A 25,812-nucleotide genomic window follows, 5' to 3' on the forward strand; every position below is an offset into this window, starting at 1 on the left:
GAGCCTTACAGGTCATGCCCGCAATAAGAGAGGTTGAAGCTCTTGTTGCAGAGGGGGAAGTCTGAAATCTGGTTGCCGCGCAGGGCCACGGCCAGCCCGGTCCAGTTGTGGAAGGAGGGGTCTATCACCTTGTACACAAGGATGCGGCCTTGCGAGTCGGTGAGCGCCACATGGCAGACTTCGCCGCGCCAGCCTTCCACCTGGGCCACGGCGAGGGTGTGCGGCGGCAGGGCCGCAAAGTCGGTGGCAGGTCCGTGGGACTCGTGCCCGGCCGTCGCAAGGGCCGCTTGTAACGGGGTCGTATGGGTCGGGGGCGTAGGGCCTTCGGACGCGGGCCAGGCGGCGGACGTTTCGCTTTTCTGACTGGGCTGACTGGGCTGGCAGGGCTGACCAGGATGACCGGGCAGGGCCGCCAGACGGGTGAGGTCAAGCTCAAGCAGACGCAGGCTGTCGTCCAGTTCGCGGCTGCGCACGCAGGTGCGCGCCATGACGTCTCCCGTGATTTCCAGCCGGGGGGCGCAGTTTTCACAGGAAAGGTCGCTGAGGGGCATGTGAAAGCGCGCGTCCACGTCCAGGCCGCAGGCGCGGGCGGCCACTCCCACCAGTCCCAGTTCGCGGGCCACGGAGGGCTCCACCGAGCCGGTTTCCGCAAGGCGGTTGCGCACGGTCACGGCATCCAGCATGACATCCACAGACCCGCGCGCGTCCTGCCAGGCCGCCCGTACGCGGCCAAGCAGATCAGCGCATTCCTGCGGGCTGAGGTCATGGGCCACGCCGCCGGGCCGCAGCAGGCCGCGTCCGAAACGGTTGCCGCACAGGCTGGCGGTCATGTTCAGAAAATCTCCGCGAATGCGGCCGTTCCAGGAGGCTGTGGGCAAAAAGCCCGTGTCCCCGGCAATGGCCCCAAGGTCGCCCGTATGGTTGGCCAGGCGCTCCAGCTCAAGGCCGATACGGCGCACAAGCTGGGCGCGTTCGTCAGGCTGCTGCCCTTTCATGCGCTCAACTACGACGCAGTACGCCGTGGCGTGGGCCACAGTGGAATCTCCGGCTGCGCATTCCAGCAGGGGAAGGCGGCGGGCAGCAGGGCCGTGAACAAGCATGCTCTCCAGCCCCCGGTGCTGGTAGCCCAGGGCAATTTCCAGATGCAGCACATTTTCGCCATAACACTGAAAACGGAAATGCCCCGGCTCGATGATGCCCGCGTGAACAGGGCCAACGGCCACCTCATGCACGTCCACGCCCTCAACCCGGTAAAAGGGGTAGGGCTGGGCAGGGGACGGTGGGACTGCAGTATCCGTCGGGGCAGCCGCTGGCGCGGCTTCGTGCGGCACGGCGGATTCCGCGCCCGAAACGTCTGCGCCAGAAACATTGGCGCCCGAAATATTCACGCCAGAAATATTTGTGCCAGAAACATTTACGCCAGACGCGGCCGCTGCGTTGCGCGTCTGGGCTTCGAAGGTGTCGGGAGCGCGCCGCACGCTTTTGAGCCAGGGGTGTCCCACGGGCTCCACGCCCCATTGTTCGTAAATTTCGCGTTCGAAGTAGTGCAGTTGGGGCAGGTCGGGCGTCATTGACACAAAGGCCGTCACCGGCGGCGTGCGTCGGGCCATGAGACGGCGCGTGCCGTCATGGGCCAGCACGCAGCACAGGCTGACGGGCACGGGCTGTCCGGGCACGGCCTCTTTGGCGTCTTCATCGGGAATGCCGAAAAAGGCCAGCACGCGCCAACCGCCTGCCAGGGCGTGGCGCAGATGGTCACGCAGTTCGGCCACGGAGAAACGCGTCAGGCTTTTCAGATCAACCGCCTCGCGGTAGTCGAACGACATGATATCCTCCCAGACCAGATTACCTTTGAAATGCTTCACATTTCAGCATTGTCATTCAGCCGAAAAATGTGCTTTGCGGTAGCCGTTAGCGGGTCTTTGCCGCTTACGGAGAGCGACAGCCATTTCGCGCAGCGGCAAAACATGTCCCTTTTTCAAAGTGATATGCGCTAGCCGCCGATGAGGGCAGCGCCCTGGCGCAAGAAATTCCAGAGCCAGTCGGGTATCCACAGGCCAAGGGTGAGCACGGCCAGCCCAAGAACCAGGGGCGGCAGCACGCTCAGCAGTGGTTCCCGCAGGGTCTGGGGCATGTCTGTGGGGCGGTTGCCCTGCACCATGCGCAGAACCGCCACGGAAAGGCCGACAAAAATCACGGCAAGGGCCAGCAGATAGGCTGCGGCCAGCAGGGGGGAGCCCGCCGCCAGCATGCCCTTGAAGATGATGAATTCGCTGATGAAGATGCCGAAGGGCGGCGAACCGGCCACGGCCAGAAAACCGGCCATCCATAAAGCCCCGGTGATGGGCATGGTCCAGCGCATGCCGCGGACGTCATAGCTGGAAAAGGTATGGTAGCGGGCCAGAATATTGCCGGAAAGCAGAAAGAGCATGCACTTGGTCAGCGAATGGCAGACGGCGTGCAGCATGGCTCCGGAGACGGCCAGGCCGCCCACGCCTATGCCCAGGGCCAGAATGCCCATATGTTCCACGCTGGAGTATGCCAGCATGCGCTTGTAGTGCCCCTGCCCCACAATGAAGATGGCCGCCGTGACAAGCGAGATCAGGCCGAAAAAGCTGAGCAGCCCGCCGCTGAAGCCGCCAAGTCCGGCGGCCAGCATGATCTGGTGCCCGCGCAGGATGCCAAGCAGGGCGCAGTTGAGCAGCGCGCCGGAGAGCAGGGCAGACACCAGGGAGGGAGCCTGACTGTGGGCGTCGGGCAGCCAGTTGTGCAGGGGGGCCAGGCCCATCTTGGTGCCATAGCCCACCAGCAGAAAGATATAGGCCGCCTTGAGCCAGGTTTCTTCACCGGCACGGGCGTGGCTGACAAACCAGCCAAGCTGATCCATGCCTTCCACCATGGCTGCCATGCCTTCGGGCGTGTAGAACGCCACGGAAAGCAGAATGTTGCCCACCATGGCCAGGGCAATGCCCACGGAGCAGATGATAAGGTACTTCCACGTGGCCTCAAGGGAACGCTGGTGCCGGTGAAAATAGATGAGTGGCGCGCTGGAAAGGGTGGTGCCTTCTATGCCCACCCACAAAGCGCCCAGATGGGGCGTGGTGGTCACAAGCGTCATGGATGAAAGAAAAAAGCACAGGCAGGCGGCAAGGCGTCGCTGGGGTGCGTTGGTAAAGCCGGGGCCGCCGTGGATGTCCGTATGCACTTCCAGCCGGTCTTCCTCACGCAGGTAGTAGACCGCGTACAGGGAAGCCGCCAGAAAAAGCAGGCTGGCCAGCATGAGAAAAAGCGCGCCAAGCGGGTCGGGGGCCAGCAGGCCGTTCATGGCTCTGGGTTCTGCTCCCGTGCCGACGGCGTGCGTCGTCCAGGCGGCCAGAGCCGTATGACCGAGGGCGGTCAGGGGCAGAAGAACCCGGCACATGGCCTTGGTGCCGAGCAGGATGATGCAGCCCGCCCCAAGCGGAAGAAAAAGCAAGGCTTCCAGCATGGCCGTCAATCCCTGAGGCTGCGAAAGCGGCCAACGTCAATGGATTCAAAGGTGTTGCCAATATGATTGATGGCAATGCCCATAACGAAAACAGCCACAAACACGTCCAGCAGCAGGGCAAGCTCAAACCACGTGGTTCCGGCGGTCATGAGCGGCATGCCCAGCAGAAAGATGCCGTTTTCCGCCACCAGATACCCGATGACCTGGGCCAGGGCTGTGGTGCGTCCCACCACCAGGATAAGTCCGCAAAACAGCGTGGTCAGGGCCGTGGGCAGCACCAGAGGCGGGAAAAGGGCAGGCAGGGTGAGCAGCCGCGCTTCAAGCCACAAGGAGAGCACAAGCCCCCCCATACCGGCCAGCACGCCGACGGCCAGGTGCATGCGGGGTTTCATGCGTTGGTGGGAGTGCAGGCGGTTACGGGTGCGCCAGAGCAGGCCGGGCAAAAGCGCCCCCTTGATGAGCAGCACGGCGGCGGCCAGCAGGGCGTGTTCCATGGTCAGCAGCATGCCAGCCAGCAGTATGCCCTGAAAGGCCGTGAAGCGTATGAGCCACATGATCCGTGTTGAGCCCAGCATGAGCAGATTGTTCAGCATGAGCAAAAACAGGCAGCTTTGCAGTGCGGATTCCACGCTTTCACCTCGCCTGGGTCAGGATGAGGGCCAGGGCCGCCATGGCCGATGCGCTGCCCAGCAGAAAGGGCACGCGGTCCATGCGCAGACGGGCCATGACAGATTCCACAATGCCCACGATAACGGCCAGCAGCAGCACCATGGCAATACGCAGTGCCGCCTGTTGCCAGAGCGGCAGGGCCGGGGTCATGAGACCGGCAATAAGCGCGGCGAAAAACCACAGCTTGAGGGCAGCCCCATAGATGACCATGGCTAGGTTGGGGCCGGAGTGATCCAGCACCATAACCTCGTGGATCATGGTCAGTTCCAGGTGCGTGTTGGGGTCGTCCACGGGAATGCGGCAGTTTTCCACCAGCAGCAGGATAAAAAAGATGCAGGGCAAGAGCAGCAGTTCGCCCCGGCCCATGGCCCATGCTCCGGCGATCTGTCCGCCGAACAGGGATGAGAGCGAAAAGGCCGTGTGCGGGCCGCGCCCCATATCCAGCGTCACGCTGGTGAGCACCAGAAGAGCCAGAAAAAAGAGCGGTTCGGCCAGGGCGGCAAAGGTGGCCTCGCGGCTGGCGCCCATGCCTTCAAAGGCCGAGCCTGTGTCCATGGCGGAGAGCATGATGGCAAAACGCCCCATGCCCAGCAGATAGGCCGCAAGAATGAAGTCGCCGGTGAAGGCCAGGGGCGAGGTGGCTCCGCCCAGGGGCAGCAGGGCTATGGCGCACAAGGTGGCGGCCAGGGAAACGGCGGAGCCGCAGGCGAAAACCCAGGTGGTGGTGTGGCTGACCACCTCGCCCTTGCGCATGAGTTTGGCAAGGTCATAGTAGGTTTGCAGAACGGGTTTGCCGTGCCTGCCCGCAAACTTGGCCTTTACCCGGTTGATGATGCCGGGCAGCAGGGGAGCCAGAACAAGCGCCAGAACAAACTGCGCGGCATAAACGGCCATGTCCTGTTTCATGCGCTCAGCCCCCATATCAGCAGGCCCACCACAGTGGCGAGAATATACAGGATATAGAGGTGGATCTTGCCGTGCTGTATGATTTTGCAGGCATTGCACAGGCGTTCCACGGCCTCGAACAGGGGGGTGTAGAAGCCGTTGCGCAGGCGGTCCGGCGCAGAGACGCTCAGGGCGCCGCTTTGGGGAAACAAACGGGAATCAAGGTTCATGCGCACGGTAAGCCCCATGCCCGGCGCAAAAATTTTGCCCAGCGGTTCGGAAAATCCGGCGTCCGTATACTGGATGCGGGCCGAACCGCCCTGGTAGCCGCAGCCCCATGTGGGCATGGAAGTCACGTTGCGCCGCCGGAGCATTCTTTTGCGCAGAATAATGCCCGCGAGGGAGAGTCCGAGGGCGATGGAACACACCAGCGACACCATGGCGAGGCTGGTGCGCGCCTGATCCTGTCCTGCTGCGGCCGCGGCCTGCATGTCGTTGGGCATGGGCAGCGCGGCAAGGCCCGTCATGGAGGCGAGGTCAAAAAACATCGGAGCCGCCAGCCCGCCAATCACGCAGACGGCGGCGGGCAACGCCAGAGGCCACAGGGTCTTCCAGCCCAGAGGACGCGCATTGGCCGCAAAACCGGTGCGGGGCTCGCCAAGAAAGGTGATGCCGTAAGCTTTGGCGTAGAGGGCGGCGGCAAGCCCGCTGATGAGGGCGAGGCCCACCAGGGCCAGCAGAAGTCCCACCTGGCGTTCAAGCCCGGGAAGCGCGGGGCCGTCCAGAAGGGAGAGGGCCAGCACAAGTTCGCCCGCAAAACCATTGAGCGGGGGCAGGCAGGCAATGGCGGCCGCGCCGAGGGCAAAGGCCGCGCCCAGCAGCGGCAGACGCTTCTGCAGTCCGCCGAGCAGCTCCATACGCACCGTGCCCGTGGCGTGCAGCACTTCGCCCGCGCAGAGAAAAAGCAGCCCCTTGAAGCCCGCGTGATTCAGCATGTGCATGAGGCAGCCCGCCATGCCCAGGGTCGCAATCCAGGCGTTGCCGCAGGACAGGCCAATAAGGCTCGCGCCCACGCCCATGAGCATGAGGCCCATGTTTTCAACGCTGGAATAGGCCAGCAGGCGTTTGAGATTGCTCTGCCCCAGAGCTTTTAAAATACCCATGAGGCCCGTGCCCAGACCCACAAGCAGCAAGGCCCAGCCCCACCATTCGGGGGCTGCGCCCGGGGCGGCCAGCATGCCCAGGCTGCGGATGATGCCGTAAAGGCCGGCGTTGATCATGGCCCCCGAAAGCAGGGCAGACACGTGGCTTGGGGCGGCGGGGTGCGCTTCCGGCAGCCAGACGTGCATGGGCGCAAGGCCCATCTTGGCTCCAAAGCCCAGAACGGCCAGCACAAAAAGGGCCGTCAGCACGTGAGGGCCAGCGTCGCGCACCACTCCCAGCATGACGCCGCCGCCTTGCAGGACATCAAAGGACGTGGCGCCCGTGCTTTGCCAGAGCAGGACAAAAAAGGCCATAAGGGCCACCGCGCCAAGATGGGCCGCCACAAGGTAGACCCATGACGCGTCGCGCACCTTACGGTCGCCGTCGTTAAAATCGATGAGAAAAAAGGGCGCGAGAGACATGAGTTCCCACGACAGCATGAAGAGCACGGCGTCGCGTGCGGCCATGACGAGCGCCAGGCCCAGAAGCAGCAGCAGGTAGAAGAACCAGTGGGCTGCCAGGTTGTGCTCCTGCGACTGCTCATGGCGCAGGGCAATGCCGCCGGAAATGGCGCACACAAGGCCCAGCCCGAAGACCGGCAGCAAGAAGACCCTGCTCAGGGGGTCAAGCCCCAGCGTGCAGGCTCCTATGGGCAGTCCCCAGGGCAGGCTTATGGAGACAGCCTCGCTCCAGGGGGAGAACGCCAGCGCGCACAGGCCCGCCACGCAACCTGCTGCGGCTCCGCAGGAGCCCAACAGGTTGGCGGCGCGGCCGTTGCCCGCCGTTGGCGGCAAAAAAGCCAGCAGTGCCGCTCCGGCGGCAGTGGCCGCCAGGATGAGCAGGGTTATGATAAAGAGCGTCATGGCATCCGGGGGTTGCGGACGGCGTTTAGGCCATGCCCTGTTTCAGCATATCCTCAAAGTGCGCAATGGTTTTTTTCAGGCCGTCTTCGAGCTTGACCTGAGGCTCCCATCCCAGTTTTTCACGGGCAAGGGTGATGTCTGGCTTGCGCTGCTTGGGGTCGTCGCAGGGCAGCGGTTCGTAGGAGATAACCGATTTGCTGCCCGTCATTTCCACAACCTTTTCAGCCAGTTCGCGGATGGTGAACTCACCGGGGTTGCCCATGTTCATGGGTCCGATGAAATCCACCGGCGAGGCCATGAAGCGCACCATGCATTCGATGAGATCATCCACATAGCAGAAGGAGCGCGTCTGGCTGCCATCGCCGTAAATGGTGATGGGTTCGCCCCTGAGCGCCTGGATAATGAAGTTGGACACCACGCGCCCGTCGTTGGGGTGCATCTTGGGGCCATAGGTGTTGAAGATGCGCCCCACCTTGATGGGCAGGCCGCCCTGACGCCAGTAGGCGAAGAACAGGGCTTCGGCGCAACGCTTGCCTTCGTCGTAGCAGGAGCGGATGCCGTTGGGGTTCACGTGGCCCCAGTAGTCTTCGGTCTGCGGATGGATTTCGGGGTCGCCGTACACTTCGCTGGTGGACGCCTGATAGATGCGCGCCTTGAGCCGCTTGGCCAGGCCCAGCATGTTGATGGCCCCGTGAACGCAGGTCTTGATGGTCTGCACGGGGTCGTGCTGGTAGTGTATGGGCGAGGCCGGGCAGGCCAGATTATAGATTTCGTCCACTTCCACGTAGAGGGGAAAGGTCACATCATGGCGGATGATTTCAAACCTTCTGTTGTCGAGAAATTCTTCAACATTGGCGCGGGCGCTGGAAAAAAAATTGTCCAGGCAGAGAACTTCGTGGCCTTCGTTGAGCAGTCTTTCACACAGATGGGAACCCAGAAAACCTGAACCGCCAGTAACGAGTATACGTTTGCGGAGATGCATATTTCCCCCGGGAAGGAATTGTTAAATCATGCGTTGGTGCCACAAAAACGCTTAAGCATAGTCCTATTGTTCAGGCTTGGCAATGGCATTCACGGCCACTTGGCCGCAGGCGCGGCATGGGGCAGCGGCTTGCCCTTGCCCGCCTGCATTGCTATGTATCGGCGCGAGGTACACATGTCCAAGAAATCCGTTGAACGTATTGATCCCCTTACCGTGGCGCTGCCGCCCGAAGGTGTGGACAGCCATGCCCATCTGGACGGCGAGGAATTTGACCAGGACCGCGAGGCCGTGCTCGCGCGCGCCGGCGCCTGCGGCGTGGCCCAAGTGGGCAACGTCTTTCTGGGGCCGGAAGACTTCGCCGCCAGGCGGCAGTATTTTGAGGCCCACCCCCAGGTGTTTTTTCTGCTGGGCATCCATCCCTGCAACGGGCAGGACTGCACGCCGCACACGCTTGAGGCCATGCGCCGCGCCTTTGCCGAAGACTCGCGCCTGAAAGCGGTGGGTGAGATAGGGCTGGATTTTTACTGGGACGACTGCCCCCGCGAGGTGCAGTACCAGGCCTTTGCCGCCCAGTTGCATCTGGCGCGTGAAGTGGGGCGGCCTGTGGTCATCCATTGCCGCGAGGCGGAAGAAGAAACCCTCATGGTTCTGGAGTCGCAGGGGTTCAAGGACTATCCCCTGCTGTGGCACTGCTTTGGCAAGGGGCCGGACATGGCCGCGCGCATCCTCGGCAACGGCTGGCATATCTCGGTTCCCGGCCCTGTGACCTATAAGGCCAACGAGGATCTGCGGCAGGCTGTGGCCCTGATCCCTGCCGACCGCCTCATGCTGGAAACCGACGCCCCCTATCTCGCGCCCATGCCCTGGCGCGGCAAGCGCAACGAGCCCGCGTTCACGGTGTTTACGGCCCGCGCCGTGGCCGAGGCGCGCGGGCAGGATCCGGAAGAGGTCTGGCGCGTGTGCGGGAACAACGCCCGCCGCTTTTTTAACCTGCAGCCAGCGCCGCAAGCGGCAGCCTTCGGCATCTTTCGCTGAAGCAGCGCGAAAAGGCGGATTGTTGCCTCGCTTGACCAGATAAAGGCCCTCGGATACTGTTTTTGCCATGGTTGACTTTTGCAACACTTCGGCTCCCTCTCTGTGGAAGCAGTGTCGGCGCGGCACTCCGTTTTTTGTGGAATCCGCGACCGCAAAAGCATCCCTGTTCTGTTTTTTCGGCGTCACCTGACCGTTTGTCAGGTGGGGCTGGACGTCTCCCGCGCTCCATTAGCGACAGCCTTAACGCTGTCCGCGAGGGCGGCTCCTTCCTTACACCTGACTCCGGGCGGCGTGGTCACGCCTTTTGTTGTGTTGTGCGGCGCATGCGCGCCACCCGTTCACGCTAACCGTAGGAGACAGTCATGAAACGTGGAATCCTCGCGGCTCTTTTGCTTTTGTGCGGCATGGGCACGGCCCTGGCCGCAGCTCCGGCAGCGCCCCTGGACGCCTTCAAGGGACAGAAGGGCGTTATCGACATCGCGGGCGGCACTGCCCATATCCCTGTTATGAAGGAAGCCGCCAGGCAGATTATGGAGGCCAATCCCGCCGTGCGCATCACCGTGGCTGGCGGCGGTTCCGGCGTGGGCGTGCAGAAGGTGGGCGAGGGCATTGTGCAGATCGGCAATACTGGCCGCGCCCTCAAACCTGCCGAAGTGGAAAAGTACGGCCTCGTGTCCTTTCCCTTTGCCATTGACGGCGTGGCTGTGGCCGTCAACCCGGCCAACAAGGTGGCGGGACTGACCAAGGCCCAGATCAAGGATATTTTCTCCGGCAAGATCGCCAACTGGAAGGAAGTGGGCGGCGCTGACGCCCCCATATCCCTCTATGTGCGCGAAGACGGCAGCGGCACCCGCGAAACCTTTGAGGAGCGCGCTCTGGACAAGGGCGCATCTGCTTCCGGGGCCAACGTGGTCAACTCCAACGGCGCCATGAAGACCGCCATCAGCCAGGATCCCAACGCCGTCGGCTATGTGGGCATCGGCCATCTGGACAAGAGCATCAAGGGCGTAAGCGTGGACGGCATGGCCCCCAGCCAGGAAAACGCCGCCTCCGGGCAGTACACCGTCACCCGCCTGCTGTACATGAACACCAAGGGCGAACCCCAGGGCATCACCAAGGGCTTTGTGGACTATATCTTTACGCCTGCCGGGCAGGAGATTGTGTCCAAGGCCGGTTACATCCCCTATGTCAAAAAATAGGGCAACGTCAGCCCTTCAAGGCGGGAGCGCTGCGGCGCTTCCGCCTGCGGGCCAGCAGGCGGCGGATCATACTGACAGCCCGGGCCTTGCCCTGCGCCTGTCGGTGTGGGTGGCGGTGCTGGCCGTGGTGCTGCTTTTTGCCATGGTCGTCCTGGCTGCCTTGCCTGCCATAAGACTTCCCGGCCCCGGCGGCCCCCTTGACTGGGTCTGGCAACCCGCGCAGGGGAGGTTCGGCATCCTGCCCATGTGCGTGGGGTCCCTGGCCCTTGCCGCAGTGGCCCTGCTGCTGGGCTGGCCTCTGGCCGTGGGTCTGAGCTGCTGGCTGCTTACCGAAGAATCTCCCGCCCTGCAGCCGCTGGTTCGCTTTGTCGAGGGGCTTGTGCGCTTCATGACCACGGTGCCCACGGTTGTGTACGGCTTTGCCGCCGTATTTCTGCTTACCCCTTTCGCGCGGGCGCTGCTGGGCGGCACTGGCATGTGCCTGGCCGCCGCTGGCGTGATGCTGGTTCTGCTGATTTTGCCCACCATGACGCTGATCCTGATGGCGGGCCTGCGCCCCCGGCTTGAGCGGCTTTGTCCCTGGGGCCTGGCCATGGGTTTCAGCCGTTTTGACCTGGTGCGCCTTTTTGTGCTGCCCCGGTCTGGCCGCAATCTGGCCAGCGCCGCTGTGCTGGGTTTTGGCAGGGCCGTGGGCGATACGCTTATTCCGCTCATGCTGGCGGGCAACGCCACGCACGTTCCCGGCGGTCTGGCCGAAAGCATGCGCAGCCTCACGGCGCACATGGCTTTGGTCACGGCCAATGAGGTGGGCGGGGCGGCGTACAATTCCCTTTTTGTGGCCGGGTTTGTTCTGCTGGCGGTCAATACGGCGGCAAGCCTGGCCTTGCGCCGCCTTGTCCGGCAGAAAGACGCCACGGCGCAGCGGGAGGCGTCGGCATGAGGCGCGGCGCTCTTGAGCAAAGCCTGATGCGCTGGCTGCTGCGCGCCTGCGCCCTGATCCCGTGCGTGGCCGTGCTTTTTTTACTGGGCTTTCTGACAGTCAAAGGCGTTCCGCAGTTGGGCAGCCATCTGCTCTTTGGCGACGTGCCGCCCCTGGACGCCCTGCTGGGACGCCGCCCTGTGTGGGACGGACTGTGGCCGGCCTGCGCGGGAACCCTGTATCTCGTGGGCCTGACCATGGCGCTGGCCCTTTTTCCCGGCGTGGGCTGCGGCCTGTATCTGGCGGAATTCGCCCCGGCGCGTCAGGCCGGGCGTATCCGTCTGGCCATGGATGTGCTGGCGGGTACGCCGTCCATCGTCATGGGGCTCTTCGGCTTTACGCTCATCCTTTTTCTGCGCCACTCCGTCTGGCCCGGAGCCAACACGTCCCTGCTGCTCTCGGCCTGCTGTCTGGCTCTTCTGGTTTTGCCGGTCATTGTGACCACCACCTGTGAAGCTTTGGAAGCTGTGCCCGACAGCCTGCGTCTCACGGGGGCCGCCCTGGGCTTTACCCGGCGGCAGCTTGCCCGCCGGGTTCTGCTGCCTGCCGCCGGGCCGGGCATATGGGGCGGCGTGCTGCTGGCCACGGGCAGGGCGGCCGAAGACACGGCGGTGATCATGCTCACGGGCGTTGTGGCCAATGCCGGGCTGCCCGGCGGGCTGGCGGACAAGTTTGAGGCTTTGCCTTTTTCCATTTACTATACCGCAGCGCAGTACCAGAATATGGACGAGCTGCTGCGCGGTTTCGGAGCGGCTCTGGTGCTGCTTTTGCTGTCGTCGGCCCTGCTTTTTTGCGCCCGACGCACGGAAAAGCGCTTTCGCCAGCGCTGGCAGGGGGTAGCGTGAATTCTGCGGTTCGCATTAATGATCTGTGCGTGTGCTTCGGGCAGCAGCAGGTGCTGCACAATGTCCGCTTGGAGGCCCCCGGGCGGGGCATCACCGTGCTTGCCGGGCGTTCCGGTTCGGGCAAGACCACCTTGCTGCGCGCCTTGAACCGCCTGAACGAGACCTTTTTTCACTGCCGCACGTCGGGCGTGGTGGAGCTTGATCTTGGGCGCGGACTGGAAGCCATATACCCCGCCCCAGGCGTGAACGTGCGCTCGCTGGCGCAACTCCGCCGTCTGGTGGGCATGGTTTTTCAGACGCCCAACGTCCTGCCCGTCAGCGTGGAGCGCAACCTTGCCCTGCCCCTGGAAGTGGTGGCGGGCCTGTCCGAAAAGGAGCGCGGCCGAAAAACCGAAGCGGCGCTCATGAGCGTGGGCCTGTGGGAGGAGGTCAAAGACCGCCTTGACATGCCTGCGGAGCGGCTTTCCGGCGGGCAGCAGCAGCGCCTTTGCCTGGCGCGGGCGCTGGCTCTGGAGCCAGCCATGCTGTTGCTGGACGAGCCAACGGCATCGCTGGATGTCCATGCCACGGCGGAGATTGAAGAGTTGCTCCTGCGCCTTGCCTGCGAGTATCCGCTGCTGGTGGTTTCGCACAACCCCGAGCAGGCCGTGCGCCTGGGAGAACGGCTGGTCATCATGGTGGACGGCCATGTGCGGCAAGTTTTTGAGCGCGGGCAGGTGGACGGCGAGGCCGTGGCCCGTGCCCTTGCGGACGCGGACTAGAGCAGATAACGAATGAAATGAGTTAACTGTTCTGCAAGGATTTTCTTGAAAATCCTTGCCACGAAATGCGAGAAGGCAGGCTTTTGCCTGCCGTAATCGAGCATTTCAAGTGTTAAATGCTCTAGTGCGAACCCGCCGAGCCTCGGCGTTGCGGCAGACTCCCCCGAGCGGCCACTGCGCCACCTGCGGTCACGACAGAAAACGCCCTGTTCCTCACCTGCTCCGGCCTGCCCGCAGTGGGGCGAAATCCTTCATGCCTTGATAAATTTTGTCAACAATCTTGGAAATATCCTCCCACTCTCTTGACCTTGCCGCCTGAAGCACGGCATTCTCCTTTTTGAAGGAGAATGCATGGAGCACCTGACTTTTTCAACCCTTGATCCGACCTTTAACCTGGCGTTTGAAGAAGTTCTGTTCCAGTCCTTGCCTGCTGGCCATCCCGGCTGGTTTCTGCTTTGGCAGAATGGCCCCTCGGTCATTGTGGGCCGCCATCAATGCACAGCCGATGAAGTGAACGCAGACTTCATACGCCGCGAAAATCTGCCTGTGGTGCGCCGTATAACCGGCGGCGGGGCCGTGTACCACGATACGGGCAATCTCAATTTTTCCTTTATTGAACACGCCAATGGCCGCGAAAAGGTGGACTTCAGACGCTATCTGGAACCTGTGTGCGCCGCGCTGGCCGATCTTGGCGTGCAGGCCGTGCTGTCGGGCCGCAACGACATTGAGGCCAAGGGGCGCAAAATTTCCGGCAGCGGGCAGATGCTGCGGCGGGGCAAGGTGCTGCACCACGGCACCCTGCTCATTGACGTGAACTTTGAGCGGCTTGTGGAAGCTTTGAATGTTGACCCGGAAAAGATGCGTTCCAAAGGCGTCGCCTCGGTGCGCTCGCGGGTGGGCAATATTTCGGAGTACTGGCGTTCCGGCAGTGATATCGCGGCCTTGACGGCGGCCCTGCTGCGCCGTTGCGCAGACGTTCCCGGCACGGTGGACGACGCCCTCGTGGCCGAGGCCCAAAAGCTGGCCGCTGAAAAATACCGGCAGTGGAGCTGGAACTACGGGGCCATGCCCAATTTTACCGAGCGCAAGCGGCAGCGCTTTGATTGGGGCACAGTTGAACTGCGCATGGACGTAAAAGGTGGGCATATAGCTGCCTGTAAAATATTGGGCGATTTTTTCTGCAATGCCGGTGAGGGCATTCAAGAGTTGGAGCGCCTTCTTATCGGTGTTTCACGAGAACCGGAACAGCTGAAATACGTTTTGGCACAGGCTGATTTGTCCCGCTATTTCAGTAACTGCGAACCATCTGTTATGACAAGGTTTTTTGCCCAGGCGTAAAAAACTGAACGACAACGGGCAGGCGTGAAAAACATTTTGGTAAATATTTGAAGTGTGTTGCGTGCGCTACGTGCGGAACCGCAGTGCGTAAGGAATGCTGATAATTATTTCACACTTCTTGTGTCCGTCCTTTGCAAGTGGTATCCTCTGTGTATAAGTGCGTTGTTGGTTTCCTTTGGGGCTGCGACCAGTGCTCTGCATGACGCAGTTATTTTGTAACCACACCCAGACCAAGGAGAAAACATGTCGGATTTGCGTACGCCGCTTACTTCCTGGCATGAAGCCCAGGGAGCCAAGATGGCTCCTTTCGCCGGCTGGCTCATGCCCATTCAGTATGAAGGAATTCTTGTAGAACACCTGCATACCAGAAAACATGCCGGTATTTTTGATATCTGCCACATGGGCGAGTTCCGCATTGAAGGCCCCGGCGCGGCTGAGGCCCTGTCGCTTGCCGTAAGCCACAACCTTGAAACCCTGGCTCCCGGAAAATGCCGCTACGGTTTTTTGCTCAATGACAAGGGCGGCGTGCTTGACGACGGCATCATTTACCGCTTTGGGCCGGAATCCTTCATGGCGGTGGTCAATGCCGCCTGCGCGGCCAACGATTTGGCCACCCTGCGTGCCCGTCTGCCGGAAAGCATAAAAATTACTGATATTTCCGACGAGACTGGCAAGGTGGACCTGCAAGGCCCGGATTCGCTGGACGTGCTCGAAAAGCTCATGGGTCAGAACTTTCATGACCTCGGCTACTTCTCCTTCCGCGAATCGCAGTGGCAGGGCGTGCCCGTGCTGGTGAGCCGCACCGGCTACACCGGCGAACTGGGCTACGAGCTCTATCTGCCCGCTGGCAAGACAGAAGACTTCTGGAAGGCCCTGCTGGCCGACGAGCGCGTGAAGCCCGTGGGCCTTGGCGCGCGCGACACCCTGCGCCTTGAGGCGGGCCTGCCCCTGTACGGGCATGACCTTGATGAAGACCACAGCCCGGCCGAGGCCGGCATGGGCCGCATGATGACGAGTCAGGCGAACTATGTGGGCAAGGAAGGGGCGCAGGTCATCCGCGAGGTTCTGGTGCCTCTGAAGATCGAGGGCCGCCGCGCCGCCCGTCATGGCGATGCCGTGGCCCTGCCCGGCGGCGATGCCGTGGGCCGGGTCACCAGCGGCTCTTTCGCGCCGTCTCTGGGGTATGTCATTGCCTTTGCCTGGGTGGACGCCGCCCATGCCGACAAGGAAAACTTTGTGGTGCGTGCCGCAAGAACGGAACTGCCCGCCGTGAAGGTGGACATTCCCTTCTACAAGGAAGGCACGGCCCGCAAAAAACTGGCCTGACGCCCGCGTGAGGCGGCCAGCGGCCCTATGGCCGTGCGCCGTTTGCGGGGCTGAATCTGTGATGGTTTGCGTGCCGCCACGGCACGTACTTTGCTCCCAACAACTTTCAGGAGAACGCATATGGCTACCAATCCCACGAACCTGTTGTACAGCAAAAGCCACGAATGGGTGCGCCTCGAGGGCGACGAGGCAGTGGTGGGCATCACCCACTTTGCCCAGGAATCCCTCGGCGACATCACCTATGTGGAACTGCCCCTGGTGGGCGACGAAGTGAGCGAGGAAGGGGAGTTCGGTTCCGTTGAGTCCGTCAAGGCGGCCAGCGACCTGATTTCGCCTGTGAGCGGCGATGTCGTCGGCATCAACACCGCCCTGGAAGACGCCCCCGAAAAATGCAACAGCGATCCCTATGGCGAGGGCTGGCTTATCAAGGTCAATGTTTCCCGCAAGCCCGAAGGTCTTATGGACGCGGCTGCGTACGAGGCTTTTTGCGCCACTGAAGGGCACTAAAACCCGCTATGGGCGTCGTTCTCTGGCCGGATTCCGCTGTCATGCCGTGCAAGGCGGGGGTTGCCCGCCGTCATGCCGCGCAGGATGGCCTTTCATGCCGGAGCGCACTCCCTTCCCCGGCGGTGTTTTTCGAGCCTGGTTTGGATTCCAGGCCAGCCCACATGCCTTGGGAAACCGGTAACGGCAACCCGGGGTTGCGGCCCGGGATGCGGCGATGCGGCGCACAGGCCCGCTAGCTCAACGCGAGCGGCGGGCGTAGCCAAAGCGCATTCCAACGGATGAGCCCTTACCTCCCAGGCATCCGTCACGCGTAACATGCTCAAGGAGCAGATATGCCATACATCCCCCACACACCGGAAGAGTTGCAAGAAATGCTCTCCGTGGTTGGTGTGCGCGATCTGGACGGCCTTTTTGCCGATATTCCCCCGGAAATGCGCCCCAAACAGTTCAATCTGCCCAAAGGTCAGTCCGAAGCCGCCGTTTGCGCCTACTTTGAGGGCCTGGCCGCCAAAAACTGCCCGGATATCATGTCCTTCCTTGGCGCGGGCTACTATGCCCACGACATTCCCAAGGCTGTGGACGCGCTTTCAGGGCGCAGCGAGTTCTATACCTCCTACACGCCCTATCAGCCCGAGTGCTCGCAGGGAACCCTGCAGGCCATTTTTGAGTTCCAGACGGCCATAAGCCGCCTCATGGGCATGGAGTGCGCCAACGCCTCGGTGTACGACGGCGGTTCCGCCATTTTCGAAGCAGCCATGATGGCTGTTCGCGCCACCCGCCGCCGCGTGCTGGTGGTGGACGAAGCCGTCAACCCCATCTGGCGCGTCATGCTGGCATCCTATATTTCCAGCCTTGACCTTGAACTCAAAACCGTCAAACAGGAAAAAGGCGTGAGCCGTCCTGACGCGCTCATGGCTGCCATCGACGACACCACTGCCGCCGTCATCGTGCAGAACCCCAACTTCTTCGGCGCAGTGGCCGACTATACCCAGGTGTTCGCCAAAGCGCGCGAGCACAAGGCTTTCGGCGTCATTTCCGTGTACCCGGTCATGCAGTCGGTGCTGAAAACGCCCGGCGAAATGGGCGCGGACGTGGCCGTTGCCGAAGGCCAGAGCCTCGGCATGCCCCTTTCGTTCGGCGGCCCCTACCTGGGCATCATGACCTGCCGCAAAGAGCATATCCGCCAGTTCCCCGGCCGCATTGTGGGCCGCACCAACGATCTCGACGGCAAAACGGGCTACGTGCTGACCCTTCAGGCCCGCGAGCAGCACATCCGCAGGGCCAAGGCCACGTCCAACATCTGCTCCAACCAGGCACTGTGCGCCTTGAGATCGCTTATCTACATGTCGCTGCTCGGCCCCTGCGGCCTCACGCGGCTGGCTGAAAACAACATGGCCCTTACCCGCTACGCCGTGGAACGCCTCACCGCCATCAGGGGCATTGAGCTGCTCAACGACGCCCCTTACGGCAATGAAGTGGCCCTGCGTCTGCCCATCCCGGCCCAGTCGCTGGTGGACGCCCTGGCCGGACACGGTTGCGTGCCCGGGTATCCTCTTGGCCGGTACTATCCCGGCATGGAAAACGTCTTGCTGCTGGCCTGCACCGAACGCAACAGCCGTCAGCAGATCGGCATGCTGGCCGAAACCGTGGGAGGTCTGTTGTGAAAACCATATTCGCAAAATCCGTGCCCGGTCGCAGCGCCTTTTGTTTAGAATCCGACGCCCCCAAGGCTGCGGACATGCTGCCCGCAGGCTTGCTGCGCAAGGAACAACCCCGTTTGCCCCAATGCTCCGAACTGGACGTGGTGCGCCATTTTACCGGGCTTTCCAAGCTCAACTATTGTGTGGACGGCAATTTCTATCCTCTTGGCTCCTGCACAATGAAGTACAACCCCAAGTTCACGGAGTATGTGGCCTCGCTGCCCGGCTTTACGCGGCTGCATCCCATGCTCGCCCAGCTGGGCAGCGGCCTCGGCTGCACCCAGGGCGCGCTTGAGTGCCTGTATCAGGCCGAGAACCTGCTCTGCGAACTTACCGGCATGAAGGCCTTTACCCTGCAGCCCATGGCGGGAGCCAACGGCGAATTTGTGGGCGTCAAGCTCATCGCCGCCTACCACAAGGCCAAGGGCCGTAACCGCAAAAAGATGCTCATCCCCGACGCCGCCCACGGCACCAACCCCGCTTCGGCGGCTCTGGCGGGCTTTGAAACCATCAATATCGAATCCCGCGACGGCATGGTGGACCCCGACGCCATCGTGGCCGCCATCCAGAAGCACGGCGAAGACGTGGCGGGCCTCATGATGACCTGCCCCAACACGCTGGGACTGATGGAAGTGCACCTGCCCCGCATCGTGGCGGAACTGCGCAAGATCGACGCCCTGCTGTACTACGACGGCGCCAACATGAATGCCATCATGGGCAAGATGCGCGTGGGCGACGTGGGCTTTGACGTGGTGCACCTCAACGTGCACAAGACCCTGTCCACCCCGCACGGCGGCGGCGGCCCCGGCGCCGGGCCCGTGGGCGTGGGCGAGCGCCTCATCCCCTTCCTGCCCGCCCCGCGCGTGCGCAAGGGAGCGGACGGCATGTTCAGCCTTGACTACGACGTGCCGCAGTCCATCGGCTATATGGGGCCCTTCTACGGCAGCTTCGGCATACTGATCCGGGCTCTTGCCTACATGATGCGCCTCGGAGCCGAAGGACTCACCAGAGCTTCGGAATACGCGGTGCTCAATGCCAACTATCTGAAAAAGCGTCTGGAAAAAGTCCTGGACATCCCCTATGCCGCACGGCTGTGCGCCCATGAGTTCGTGGCCTCCGCGCCTCAGGGAACCCGCGCCCTGGATATAGCCAAAGCCTTGCTGGACCGTGGCTTCCACGCGCCCACCATCTACTTCCCGCTGATCGTGCATGAGTGCATCATGGCCGAACCCACGGAAACGGAAAGCAAGGAAACCCTGGACTCCTTTGTGCAGGCCCTGGAAGACATCATGCTCGTGGCCAAGAGCGATCCGCAGGCCCTGCTGGACGCTCCCGTGACCCTGCCCGCCCGCCGCATGGACGAGACGGCGGCGGCCCGCAACATGATCCTTACGGAAGATATGGCGTAACATCTTCTTTTGGGGGAGGGATCCTTTTGAAAAAGGGTCGCCTCCCCCATACCCCCACCCCCTAAAACTTTTATTCCTCTTTCAGGTTCAGATACAAACAGAGGGGGCCGCGCAAAGCGCGGCCCCCTCTTGCTATCGGGCTGGTCGGGTTCGTGAGAACCTGGTTTCACGCCCCAGGCGGGGCTTGCAAAGGGCCAATACTCGTGCCAGGAAGGCATGATGGCCCTAACACCGGTTGTTATTTATCCACGCCGCAGCACTTCTTGTATTTTTTGCCGCTGCCGCAGGGGCAGGGATCGTTGCGGCCGATGCGGGGCGCGGCCTTGGCCGGGGTGTTGGCGGCCTCCGCATCGCCGCCGCCGGAGTAGGACAGGCTGCTGGCCCGCTCCTTATGGCGGAACTCACGGGCAAGCGGCTGGCCCTGGGGCGCGGCCTCTTCCGGAGCCACCTCAATGGCGTCAACGACTGGTTCGGCGGGGGCCACGCGGATTCTGGTCAGGGCGCGGAAAACGCTTTCGCGTATCTGGAAGAGCATGGACTGGAACAGTTCAAAGCCTTCACGCTTGTATTCCAGCTTGGGGTCGCGCTGGCCGTAGCCGCGCAGGCCGATGCCGTCACGCAGGGCGTCCATGTTGCGCAAGTGTTCCTTCCAGCTGCGGTCAAGCTCTTCAAGCATGAAGTAGCGCTGGATGTCGCGGTAGCTGTCGCCGGTTTCGGCCTTGAGACTGTCAAGAATCTTGTGCACCAGGGGGCCGCATTCTTCCCTTTCGGGCAGGCGGGCGTTTTCGGACAGCACGCGGTCAAGGTTGAACACATCGCGCAGGCGGGCAAAGGCCGCCTGACGGAGGCCGTCCTGATCGTCCACGGGCACGTTTTCAATGGAGCCGTACACGTCGTCCAGCACGTCGTTCATGAACTCGTCCATGACGGGATCAAGGTCTTCTTCCACCATGATTTCACGGCGCAGCGCGTAGATGACTTCGCGCTGCTGGTTCATGACGTTGTCATAATCCAGCAGGGTTTTACGAATTTCAAAGTGATGCGCCTCAACGCGCTTTTGCGCGCCTTCAACCGCACGGGTTACCATGGCGTTTTCAATGGCTTCGCCGTCACGCAGGCCCAGTTTTTCCATAAGACCCTTGATGCGGTCAGAGCCGAAGAGGCGCATGAGGTCGTCCTCAAGCGACAGGTAGAAACGGGAAGAACCGGGGTCGCCCTGACGGCCGGAGCGGCCGCGCAACTGGTTGTCGATGCGGCGGCTTTCGTGCCGCTCGGTGCCGAGGATGTGCAGGCCGCCGAGATCCACCACGCCTTCGCCCAGCACGATGTCCGTGCCGCGCCCGGCCATGTTGGTGGCAATGGTGACCTTGCCCGCCTGACCGGCCTGGGCCACGATTTCGGCTTCTTTTTCATGCTGCTTGGCGTTGAGCACGTTGTGGGGAATGCCCAGCTTGCCCAGGCGATGCGAAAGCATTTCGGACGTTTCAATGGAAATGGTGCCCACAAGCACGGGCTGACCTTTTTTGTGCAGCTCGGTGATGGCTTCCACAATGGCGTCGAACTTTTCCTGACGGCTGCGGTAGATGAGGTCGGGGTAGTCCTTGCGCACCATGGGCCTGTTGGGCGGAATGGAGATGACCTCCAGATTGTAGATCTGGTGGAATTCCACGGCTTCGGTGTCGGCCGTGCCCGTCATGCCCGAAAGTTTTTCGTACAGACGAAAGTAGTTCTGGAAGGTGATGGAGGCCAGCGTCTGGTTTTCGGCGGCGATGGTCACGCCTTCCTTGGCTTCCAGGGCCTGGTGCAGACCGTCGGAATAGCGGCGGCCAGCCATGAGGCGGCCCGTAAATTCGTCAACAATGACCACCTGATCGTCCTGCACGATGTAGTCCACGTCGCGCTTGAAAATCTGGTGCGCCTTGAGCGACTGCATGACGTGATGCTGCGCCGTGATATTGGCGGGGTCAAAGAGGTTGTCAACCTTGAGCATCTCTTCGCAGTAGGCCACGCCCTCGTCAGTGAGCATGGCGGTGCGGGCTTTTTCGTCAATGGTGTAATGCTCGGGCTGGAGCCTGCGGACTATTTCGTCCACAGTGCGGTAAAAGCCCACGGATTCGTCGGAAGCGCCGGAAATGATGAGCGGCGTTCTGGCTTCGTCAATGAGGATAGAGTCCACTTCGTCCACAATGGCGTAGTTGTGGCCGCGCTGCACCAGTTGGTGGCCGTAGAACTTCATGTTGTCGCGCAAATAGTCGAAACCGAACTCGTTGTTGGTGCCGTAGGTGATGTCGGCGGCATACTGCTGTTTGCGCTCGTCATCATCAAGCCCGTGAACGATGACGCCCGTGGTCAGACCCAAAAAACTGTACAACTGGCCCATCCAGGCCGAGTCACGCTTGGCCAGGTAGTCGTTGACCGTGACCACATGCACGCCCTTGCCCGACAGCGCGTTGAGCACCACCGGCAGGGTGGCCACAAGGGTTTTACCTTCACCTGTCTTCATTTCGGCGATTTTGCCCTTGTGCAGCACCATGCCGCCTATAAGCTGCACGTCATAGTGGCGCATGCCCAGCACACGGCGCGAAGCCTCGCGCACCAGGGCGAATACCTCGGGAAGCAGGGCGTCCAGGCTCTGGCCTTCCTGCTGAACGGCATTTTTGTACTGGAGGATACGGACGGGGAAGTCCTCGTCCGCCAGCTGCTGCATTTGTGGTTCCAAGGCATTGATACGCTGCACAAGGGGGCGCAGACGGCGCAAATAACGTTCGTTTTTGCTGCCGAATATTTTTTTGAAAAGAAAGCCGAACATGAAGTCTCCTCTGTTGGGCACGGGCAAACCGCCTTTGGCCCGGATGTACGCGCCTTTATGGCGCGTCGGCGCAAGCACAGGGCCCACGGCCCTGAGCAGCCTGGGGGGCTGGCGGCATCTCCTTAAAATAAGACATAAACGCCGGGTTGGCAATGCGGGCGGGCGCGGCCTCCGCCGGAAAAGGTGAAATTCGGGGCTGTCGCGCCGTGGCGGTGCGGCAGCCCGCATGCGCGACGGCCCGGCAACCTGCATGCGCGACGGCCCGGCACCCGCATGCGCGACGCTGAGGCTCGCTGCGTTCGGGTATTGCCCAGGCCCTTTGGCGCGGAGCACTGGCCGCCGTCAGGCAGAAAGAAAAACCGCTGCGGGACTTATTCTCGCCGCAGGACTTATTCTTCTGTTATCGCTGCCGATATAATACAAAGAACGCTGCCCGCGAAATCATTTTTTTGCGCTTTGGACGGGTCGCGGCGGGGTTGCGGCCAGTCTTGTTTGTCAGGGTTGCGGTCAGACTTTCAGTCAGCCCTGCTGCCAGGAATGGCGGCCATGCTTGCGGTCAGCCTGCGTCCAGTTTGGACGGTCAGGCTTGGCGTCCAGTTTGGCTTGGCGTCCCTTTGGGCGGTCAGTCTTGCAGATGTTCCTGCTTTATGACGGCTTCGGCCTTGATCCTGTCCAGCAGTTCTGCAAAGACGGACTTGACGTTTTCACGTATGTCGCCGGCCACAACCAGAAAGAGCACGTCGTCGCCGGGTTTGAGCAGGCCCTCCTCGGCATCGGCCACAATGGCGAAAATGCCGGGGCGTTGCTCCATCTCGGCCACAATGGCGGCCATCTTTTCCCGGTCGGGCGTGATGTCTACCGAGGTGACCGGGGAGTGGTCGTTACGGGACCAGCCCCGTACCACGCCGTTATGAACGAGCATCATGCCCACGTGCTCGGTGAAGCCGGGGCGGGCTTTGAGTTCCTGAAGAGTTTTGTTAATATCCATGCGGAACCGCCTTGGTTTGATCCACATCCGATTGTGGCGCTGGGCAGTATATACCAGGCCCGTGCCTTCATAAAGGATTTTGTTCATGGCCCAGCTATCGCAGTTATTGTCCCGTCTTCCCGATACGCAAGACATGAGCATGAGCACCATGGGTCATGTTCTGTGGGTCTGCTGGCATGGCAAACTGGCTCCCGCCGTGGGGCAGACGCTGCTCAACTACGGCGGCATGCTGGTGGGCGAAGAAGAAGAGCAGGCCCTGTGGTTCTTTTTTACCGACGATGTCTTTCTGGCGTTGGCCCGGCTTATGGTCTGGGGCAATTTCAACGAACTGCCGGTGAGCATAGAGCTTTTTCCCGGCCGTCTGCAGTTTGGCCGCAAGCGCGACGTGAACCTTTTGCTGGACGGCGCCCTGCAGACGCAGGAAATGCTGGTGCGCGACAGCCTTGAAGTATGGGTGCATCCCAAGAGCCGCGAAGGCAAAAAAAACCTCCCCGGTATCGATTTTGAGCGCCGCCCCGGCCGCCAGGGCATGAGCCCGGTAGACTGGGCCACCATGCTGGTGGACGTGCGCATGCCCTATGCCTCCACCCAGGCATGGTTCGTCCTCCTGCACCCCCTGGGCAGCCCTTTGGACAAAGCCTTCCAGAGCGGCTGGAGCGCCATGTTCAAAAAGATCGAGGCGCTGTTGCAGCGGCTCAAGATAAAATCCATCGTCAGCGGCTCCTTTGTGATGCTGGCCATGGACAATCTGCTTATGCTGCGCACCTTTCTGCGCGAATATCTGCAAAACTGCGACAAGGAGAACGGGGCCTGCTGGCCCTGCGTCTGCGTGGTTGCCGACCGCAACAACCTCAATTTCAACAGCGACCTGCCCAAGAAGATCGGCCTGCAGTGGGACAACCTCATGCCGGACTTCCCCTACCTGAGCTATCGCAACGCCTATCTGCTGGGCGAGGGCTTTACGGTTCGCGATCTGCGGTATACCGGCGAGCAGATGAGCATGGACAGCTGGTGCAACGTGCTGCTGGACGAAAACAGCCTCAGCGAGCGTTCCATCCCCCTGCTCATGCCCGCCCAGCTCACAGCGGGCGACGCGGGGGAAGCCGGATGTTTTTATTGCGGCATCCACGGCCACATGGCGGCCCAGTGCCCCACACGCCAATGCCCGCCCAGCGAGCGGGATTTGTGGGACAAGGTGGCGGACCTGGATCTGGACGCCATCAACGTCGGCTTTCGCCGCATTGAGCAGGTGCTTACCGAGCAGCACACGGCGGGCTATGACATCCTGCTGGCGGAAGGCGGCGACGCGGCCCTCGTGCTGCAAGGCGTGCTGGACATCAATGGCATGTGCCAATTGCGCCATGTGCCCCAGCACTGGCTGTACCGCATGCGCGACCCCGAACCAGGCGAGACCCCGCCCCCTCATGACGACAGCCCGGCTTGGGATTTGCTGAAAAAACTTGCCGTTGCCCCGCCCGAAGGGCTGGCGGAAATTGACAAAAAGACAAGCGTGAGCATAGGGCGGCATCCGCGTGACTGGCGCTTGCGGATGGTTTTGGGCTTCTGCCATGTGCAGCGGCAGGACTTCCCCCGTGCCGACGCCGCCTTTGGCGAAGCGGCCATGCTCGCCCCATCGCCCATGCTTCAGGCATGGAACGAGTTTTTGCAGGCCAGGCTTGAGGAAGAGCAGGGGCATTTTGGCGCGGCCATTGAGCAGTATGCCCAGGTATGGCGCGTCATGCCCCAATGGCGCGAAGTCCGCTACCGTGAAATGGCCTGCAAGGTCAAAATGGGCTTTGCCGAGGCGGTGCAGGATCTGCTGGTAAAGCTTATCCGTGAAGATCCCACGTACTTTAACCGCGTGCTGGTGGACCCGGCCCTGGAGCGGGGGCGTCTGCTCATCCTTTCCTCTCTGTATGACCTGTGGGCCGAAGCCAAGAAAAAGGCCGAGGCGGACGGCGGGTCCATCAACTCCCTGCGCGACCGGCTTGACGACTGGTTTCCGCCGGAGCATCTCGTGCAGTTGCAGCTCGGGGCAAAGGTGCGGCAACTGGAAAAACTTGCCAATACCAACAACTACATCGCCTATCTCAAGGTTGTGGAAGAACTGCCGGCTCTGGAAAAAGAGCTTGAAACCTGCATCAGCCACGAAGTGGAAGAACTGCGCAATAAATACAAATATTATCTTGATATTATTCAAGAAATTCGTGACGAAGCCTCATGGTTTCCCTTTCCCGCCGCCCTGCGCCAGTTCAGCCGCGACTTCAACGAGAGCGCGGGCATTATCAACCGCGCCTTTTCCTGCAACTTCAAGGAAGCCGAATCCTTCAGGCGTACGCAGGCCGATACGCCGCGTCTGGCGGAACTGCTGCGCAATCTGCGCAAGCGCCTGCAGTTCTTGCGCATGGTGCGTGACGGTACGCTTTTCGGCCTCACCATGGGCAAAACATTTTTGTGGATTGAGCTCATCGGGCTGCTGCTCTGCTTTATTGGCGTGCCCGTCGTGGTCTTCTGGGGCGACAGCCTGCGCCTGGGCTGGTTGCGTGACGTTCTGGGCGATGATCAGTGGTCCATACAGAAGGTGCTTATCCTCATCGTGTCCGTTGTGGCCCTCGGCATTGCGGCCCTGCGTTCTACCCTTGTTTTTGACAGCAAACGCGAAAAACTGCTGGAACAGGCCCGGCAGCAACGCGAACAGGCCCAGCAGGCACGGCTTGAACGTGTCCGCAAGCAGCGCCGCGCAGAAGAGGAAAAAGCCCGAAAGTCGCGTGAGGCCATGGCCGTCCGTGAGGCACAGCGCAAGTACAAGGAAAAGAGCGGGTAATGC

The 25,812-nt window shown here is 61.8% G+C and carries 19 protein-coding genes; 11 read left to right on the forward strand and 8 right to left on the reverse strand.

Annotated elements, in window-relative coordinates:
- Positions 1–5: 5 nt before the first annotated feature.
- The 6 genes from DESU86_RS10535 to DESU86_RS10560 form a co-directional block, all read right to left on the reverse strand.
- Complete coding sequence (locus DESU86_RS10535; RefSeq protein ID WP_179981001.1) at positions 6–1,826, reverse strand: hydrogenase; 1,821 nt, start codon at positions 1,824–1,826, stop codon at positions 6–8.
- 167 nt (positions 1,827–1,993) lie between these two features.
- Positions 1,994–3,487, reverse strand: coding sequence for a proton-conducting transporter transmembrane domain-containing protein (locus DESU86_RS10540; protein WP_179981002.1), 1,494 nt, complete (start codon positions 3,485–3,487; stop codon positions 1,994–1,996).
- 5 nt (positions 3,488–3,492) lie between these two features.
- Positions 3,493–4,116, reverse strand: coding sequence for a hydrogenase-4 component E (locus tag DESU86_RS10545; RefSeq protein ID WP_232088335.1), 624 nt, complete (start codon positions 4,114–4,116; stop codon positions 3,493–3,495).
- A gap of 4 nt (positions 4,117–4,120) precedes the next feature.
- Positions 4,121–5,062, reverse strand: a complete 942-nt coding sequence (locus DESU86_RS10550; RefSeq protein ID WP_179981003.1) for a respiratory chain complex I subunit 1 family protein — start codon at positions 5,060–5,062, stop codon at positions 4,121–4,123.
- A complete protein-coding gene (locus DESU86_RS10555; protein WP_179981004.1) occupies positions 5,059–7,107 on the reverse strand; it encodes a proton-conducting transporter transmembrane domain-containing protein in 2,049 nt (682 codons plus the stop codon). The genes DESU86_RS10550 and DESU86_RS10555 overlap by 4 nt, the downstream gene beginning before the upstream one ends.
- A gap of 25 nt (positions 7,108–7,132) precedes the next feature.
- Positions 7,133–8,089, reverse strand: a complete 957-nt coding sequence (locus DESU86_RS10560; protein ID WP_179981005.1) for a UDP-glucuronic acid decarboxylase family protein — start codon at positions 8,087–8,089, stop codon at positions 7,133–7,135.
- Between the two features lie 174 nt (positions 8,090–8,263).
- On the opposite strand from DESU86_RS10560, the gene DESU86_RS10565 reads away from it, so the two are divergent.
- The 10 genes from DESU86_RS10565 to gcvPB all read left to right on the forward strand — a co-directional run bounded on the left by DESU86_RS10565 (position 8,264) and on the right by gcvPB (position 19,188).
- Positions 8,264–9,124: a TatD family hydrolase gene (locus DESU86_RS10565; RefSeq protein ID WP_179981006.1), complete on the forward strand. Its 861-nt coding sequence runs from the start codon at positions 8,264–8,266 to the stop codon at positions 9,122–9,124.
- Positions 9,125–9,486: 362 nt separating this feature from the next.
- Positions 9,487–10,323 (forward strand): phosphate ABC transporter substrate-binding protein, encoded by an 837-nt coding sequence (locus DESU86_RS10570; RefSeq protein WP_179981007.1) that lies wholly within the window; start codon positions 9,487–9,489, stop codon positions 10,321–10,323.
- Positions 10,310–11,263: a PstC family ABC transporter permease gene (locus DESU86_RS10575; RefSeq protein WP_179981008.1), complete on the forward strand. Its 954-nt coding sequence runs from the start codon at positions 10,310–10,312 to the stop codon at positions 11,261–11,263. The genes DESU86_RS10570 and DESU86_RS10575 overlap by 14 nt, the downstream gene beginning before the upstream one ends.
- The gene (locus DESU86_RS10580) at positions 11,260–12,147 is read left to right on the forward strand and encodes a PstA family ABC transporter permease (RefSeq protein ID WP_179981009.1); all 888 of its coding nucleotides are present in this window, start codon (positions 11,260–11,262) and stop codon (positions 12,145–12,147) included. The genes DESU86_RS10575 and DESU86_RS10580 overlap by 4 nt, the downstream gene beginning before the upstream one ends.
- Positions 12,144–12,908, forward strand: a complete 765-nt coding sequence (locus tag DESU86_RS10585) for a phosphate ABC transporter ATP-binding protein (RefSeq protein WP_179981010.1) — start codon at positions 12,144–12,146, stop codon at positions 12,906–12,908. Before DESU86_RS10580 ends, DESU86_RS10585 begins: the two co-directional genes overlap by 4 nt.
- 351 nt (positions 12,909–13,259) lie before the next feature.
- Positions 13,260–14,246: a lipoate--protein ligase gene (locus DESU86_RS10590; protein WP_179981011.1), complete on the forward strand. Its 987-nt coding sequence runs from the start codon at positions 13,260–13,262 to the stop codon at positions 14,244–14,246.
- 243 nt (positions 14,247–14,489) lie between these two features.
- Complete coding sequence (gcvT, locus tag DESU86_RS10595; protein WP_179981012.1) at positions 14,490–15,572, forward strand: glycine cleavage system aminomethyltransferase GcvT; 1,083 nt, start codon at positions 14,490–14,492, stop codon at positions 15,570–15,572.
- Positions 15,573–15,692: 120 nt separating this feature from the next.
- A complete protein-coding gene (gene gcvH / locus DESU86_RS10600; protein WP_179981013.1) occupies positions 15,693–16,079 on the forward strand; it encodes a glycine cleavage system protein GcvH in 387 nt (128 codons plus the stop codon).
- A 332-nt stretch (positions 16,080–16,411) separates the two neighbouring features.
- Complete coding sequence (gcvPA, locus tag DESU86_RS10605) at positions 16,412–17,743, forward strand: aminomethyl-transferring glycine dehydrogenase subunit GcvPA (RefSeq protein WP_179981014.1); 1,332 nt, start codon at positions 16,412–16,414, stop codon at positions 17,741–17,743.
- A complete protein-coding gene (gene gcvPB, locus DESU86_RS10610; RefSeq protein WP_179981015.1) occupies positions 17,740–19,188 on the forward strand; it encodes an aminomethyl-transferring glycine dehydrogenase subunit GcvPB in 1,449 nt (482 codons plus the stop codon). The genes gcvPA and gcvPB overlap by 4 nt, the downstream gene beginning before the upstream one ends.
- 238 nt (positions 19,189–19,426) lie before the next feature.
- Here the strand turns inward: gcvPB and secA are convergent, their stop codons facing one another.
- Together secA and DESU86_RS10620 are read right to left on the reverse strand one after the other, a co-directional pair.
- On the reverse strand, positions 19,427–21,997 hold the full coding sequence (gene secA / locus DESU86_RS10615) for a preprotein translocase subunit SecA (RefSeq protein ID WP_179981016.1): 2,571 nt from the start codon (positions 21,995–21,997) through the stop codon (positions 19,427–19,429).
- A 622-nt stretch (positions 21,998–22,619) separates the two neighbouring features.
- A complete protein-coding gene (locus DESU86_RS10620; RefSeq protein WP_179981017.1) occupies positions 22,620–22,985 on the reverse strand; it encodes a molybdenum cofactor biosynthesis protein MoaE in 366 nt (121 codons plus the stop codon).
- 85 nt (positions 22,986–23,070) lie between these two features.
- On the opposite strand from DESU86_RS10620, the gene DESU86_RS10625 reads away from it, so the two are divergent.
- On the forward strand, positions 23,071–25,809 hold the full coding sequence (locus DESU86_RS10625; RefSeq protein WP_179981018.1) for a hypothetical protein: 2,739 nt from the start codon (positions 23,071–23,073) through the stop codon (positions 25,807–25,809).
- Positions 25,810–25,812 lie beyond the last annotated feature (3 nt).

Source organism: Desulfovibrio sp. 86 (assembly GCF_902702915.1).
Lineage (GTDB): Bacteria > Desulfobacterota > Desulfovibrionia > Desulfovibrionales > Desulfovibrionaceae > Desulfovibrio.

Coding starts and splice junctions, on each gene's coding strand:
- gcvPA (WP_179981014.1), top strand. CDS start 16,412: ATGCCATACATCCCCCACACACCGGAAGAGTTGCAAGAAATGCTCTCC.
- DESU86_RS10580 (WP_179981009.1), top strand. CDS start 11,260: ATGAGGCGCGGCGCTCTTGAGCAAAGCCTGATGCGCTGGCTGCTGCGC.
- DESU86_RS10590 (WP_179981011.1), top strand. CDS start 13,260: ATGGAGCACCTGACTTTTTCAACCCTTGATCCGACCTTTAACCTGGCG.
- DESU86_RS10570 (WP_179981007.1), top strand. CDS start 9,487: ATGAAACGTGGAATCCTCGCGGCTCTTTTGCTTTTGTGCGGCATGGGC.
- DESU86_RS10565 (WP_179981006.1), top strand. CDS start 8,264: ATGTCCAAGAAATCCGTTGAACGTATTGATCCCCTTACCGTGGCGCTG.
- DESU86_RS10555 (WP_179981004.1), bottom strand. CDS start 7,107: ATGACGCTCTTTATCATAACCCTGCTCATCCTGGCGGCCACTGCCGCC.
- DESU86_RS10620 (WP_179981017.1), bottom strand. CDS start 22,985: ATGGATATTAACAAAACTCTTCAGGAACTCAAAGCCCGCCCCGGCTTC.
- secA (WP_179981016.1), bottom strand. CDS start 21,997: ATGTTCGGCTTTCTTTTCAAAAAAATATTCGGCAGCAAAAACGAACGT.
- gcvH (WP_179981013.1), top strand. CDS start 15,693: ATGGCTACCAATCCCACGAACCTGTTGTACAGCAAAAGCCACGAATGG.
- DESU86_RS10625 (WP_179981018.1), top strand. CDS start 23,071: ATGGCCCAGCTATCGCAGTTATTGTCCCGTCTTCCCGATACGCAAGAC.
- DESU86_RS10560 (WP_179981005.1), bottom strand. CDS start 8,089: ATGCATCTCCGCAAACGTATACTCGTTACTGGCGGTTCAGGTTTTCTG.
- DESU86_RS10535 (WP_179981001.1), bottom strand. CDS start 1,826: ATGTCGTTCGACTACCGCGAGGCGGTTGATCTGAAAAGCCTGACGCGT.
- DESU86_RS10550 (WP_179981003.1), bottom strand. CDS start 5,062: ATGAAACAGGACATGGCCGTTTATGCCGCGCAGTTTGTTCTGGCGCTT.
- gcvT (WP_179981012.1), top strand. CDS start 14,490: ATGTCGGATTTGCGTACGCCGCTTACTTCCTGGCATGAAGCCCAGGGA.
- DESU86_RS10540 (WP_179981002.1), bottom strand. CDS start 3,487: ATGCTGGAAGCCTTGCTTTTTCTTCCGCTTGGGGCGGGCTGCATCATC.
- DESU86_RS10575 (WP_179981008.1), top strand. CDS start 10,310: ATGTCAAAAAATAGGGCAACGTCAGCCCTTCAAGGCGGGAGCGCTGCG.